The organism is Rhizobium sp. BK456 (assembly GCF_014194045.1).
GTDB lineage: Bacteria > Pseudomonadota > Alphaproteobacteria > Rhizobiales > Rhizobiaceae > Rhizobium > Rhizobium redzepovicii.
Map to the genome: position 1 here is coordinate 1 of NZ_JACIAO010000030.1, position 1,105 is coordinate 1,105.

Annotated in this window: 1 protein-coding gene and 1 pseudogene; both read left to right on the forward strand. The window is 60.1% G+C overall.

Annotation, left to right across the window (positions count from 1 at the left end; genetic code table 11):
• Positions 1-110: 110 nt before the first annotated feature.
• Complete coding sequence (locus tag FHX03_RS34180; RefSeq protein WP_183857580.1) at positions 111-812, forward strand: dimethylsulfonioproprionate lyase family protein; 702 nt, start codon at positions 111-113, stop codon at positions 810-812.
• Between the two features lie 198 nt (positions 813-1,010).
• A pseudogene (locus FHX03_RS34255) lies at positions 1,011-1,105 on the forward strand (GNAT family N-acetyltransferase); the annotation flags it as partial.

A 1,105-nucleotide genomic window follows, 5' to 3' on the forward strand; every position in this document is an offset into this window, starting at 1 on the left:
ACAAGGACGAGGAGGCGCCGATCTTCCAGGTCGCCGACTACGGCCTCGTCGCCGATCTGTTCGAAGCCCTGCCGGAACTGGAAAAGGCGCTCTAAGCGAGGGGACTGAACGTGGCGCGCGCGGTGGGACGTCCAATCAAACGTGGGGCCGATCTTCTTCTGAACGATGAGGAAAAGCCGGCATATATACGGCTGCACGACATCGGCAGGGAAAGACGGCCTCGGCCGCTGCAGGAATTCCTCAACGACGTCGGCGGGCTGATGTTGTCGGCCGACGCTCCTGCCGTCGCCAGTTTCGTTGCGGGCAAGGTTCTGCAGAGGCTGCTCAAAACGGGCAAGGTGCGCCCCTTGGAGGGCGGACCTCTTCCCGGTGCGCCCGATGGGCTTGATGACGCCATTGGCCATCTTGCTAAATCAGGACGGAAATACGAGGCGATTGCCGGCCAATTCAAAAGTCTTGCCGACAGCCTGCTCTGGCGACGCGGCCGCTCGGGCCCGTTTGCAAGCCTGAATTTCGGCAACACGCATTCTCATGCTGTTCTGGTCGGCCCCGGCGGCATGGAGGAGCGCGCCGATCTGAGGGTCGGCGTGATCTATATGGACCGCTACACCCGGTTTCCCGATCATGTTCAGACGCAGCCGCGGGCCTTCATCCTGCTTTCGCCTGGAGAAATCTGCCTTGGCAATTCGCCGTGGTTCTCTGCCGCGACCGGCACAGTCTTCGCGAACGATGCGGGGCAAACATTCGCGATAAGATGCACGGCAAGGCCGCTTCTTGCGGTCTGGTGCCAGGTTGAGCCGGAGACGCGGTGAGGTTGGTTTGGGCAGCGGATCGGCGAAAGCCGGTGGGAGGCCATGCATGTCGCCCGGAAGTTGTGCAGCGGTTCCGGGATAAGGACATGCATAGAAACAACAAGGTAAAGCGCGTTGCATGAATCAAGTTCGATGCGACGCGCTTTAGCCTATCCGAATATGTAGCAGTCAGAATTCAATTTTAGAAAGGATATCAAAATGGACGTTCGCGCCGCTGTTGCCGTTCAGGCCGGAAAACCGCTCGAAGTGATGACCGTGCAGCTGGAAGGTCCGCGGGCCGGCGAAGTGCTGGT